The organism is Microcystis sp. M53603_WE2, assembly GCF_030065435.1.
In genome coordinates this window covers 1-1,032 of the sequence record NZ_JASJFF010001131.1, presented here as the reverse complement: position 1 = coordinate 1,032, position 1,032 = coordinate 1, and the positions used below count along the sequence as shown (strand labels likewise).

Sequence of the window (1,032 nt, the reverse complement as noted above, 5' to 3'; positions counted from 1 at the left end):
TAAATCCTTATCTGGCAAGAGACTTAATTGATTAGTTCGCTCTAGATAAAAAACAATTGACAAAAATCGCTAAATGCCTTTCTATATAAGGGTTCCATCCCTTATAACCCCCGTCCATTGCATAACAATTACCGAAGAGCCATTTTTTCAGATAAATCAATTTGATAAATGATGCGATAATTTCCCACTCTGAGTTTATAAAAGCCAGTCCAATCTCCTGTTAATGATTGAGGGGTAATCTGTTCAAAGTTTTGAGCCAACCATTCAATTTTATTGACGATACGTTTTCTGATCTCTGGATCAAGTTTCTCCAAATCTGCTAATGCTTCAGATTCATATTCAACTGAATAACTCATTTATGGTTTTAATCCTAAACGTTGATAAACCTCGGCTGCTGAAATTCCTTTCTTTCCTGCTTCGCGTCTTTGTTTTATTGCTGATAGACGTTGTTTGACTTCTTCTTTAAGAGTTTTTCCTTCATCGGGATCACCAAAGTAAGATTCTAAGGTTTCGTCAATTGTGTTTTCAATTAACGCTTTTAATTCTTCGGAGTTCATATCTTTGATTTGCATATAGCAATTCCCATAGTTGTGAGGTACAGAGTCTTAGGTTTTGAGGAGTCAGGAGTCAGGAGTCAGGAGTCAGGAGTCAGGATTCAGGATTCAGGAGTCAGGATTCGGGATTCAGGAGTTAAGATTTTGGTGTACCTCATGAGATTGGGAAACGCTATAGTTAAATTACCTACTTTAATAAAATAAGGGTAAACCTTTAAGTTTTATAATCTGCAATAATCTTGCGGATTTCACGAATATGTCGGTATTTTTTGGAGAGTTCTCGTACATCTTGCTTAAATCGTCTAGCAAAAAAAATCATTCGGCATCTATTCCTTCCCATAAGTACCTAGGCAAAATTAATTACATACTCGCCTCCAAAATTGTCCAGCACTTTTTTAACGTAAGCGAGGAGGCTCTTTCGGTCTTTATAGGCGCTAAATTCAATCCATTCATATTTTAAAAATCTCCATAATATTTC

The 1,032-nt window shown here is 35.9% G+C and carries 2 protein-coding genes and 1 pseudogene; all 3 read right to left on the bottom strand.

Annotated elements, in window-relative coordinates:
• Window positions 1-128 precede the first annotated feature (128 nt).
• Entirely contained in the window at window positions 129-356 is a 228-nt protein-coding gene (locus PX481_RS23850; protein WP_288026709.1) for a type II toxin-antitoxin system RelE family toxin, read from the bottom strand.
• On the bottom strand, window positions 357-557 hold the full coding sequence (locus PX481_RS23845; protein WP_288026707.1) for a hypothetical protein: 201 nt from the start codon (window positions 555-557) through the stop codon (window positions 357-359). It abuts the gene before it with no gap.
• A gap of 343 nt (window positions 558-900) precedes the next feature.
• A pseudogene (locus tag PX481_RS23840) lies at window positions 901-1,032 on the bottom strand (IS630-like element ISMae24 family transposase); the annotation flags it as partial.

Excerpts from the sequence above, each read along its gene's own strand:
- PX481_RS23850 (WP_288026709.1), bottom strand. The coding sequence starts at position 356 with ATGAGTTATTCAGTTGAATATGAATCTGAAGCATTAGCAGATTTGGAG.
- PX481_RS23845 (WP_288026707.1), bottom strand. The coding sequence starts at position 557 with ATGAACTCCGAAGAATTAAAAGCGTTAATTGAAAACACAATTGACGAA.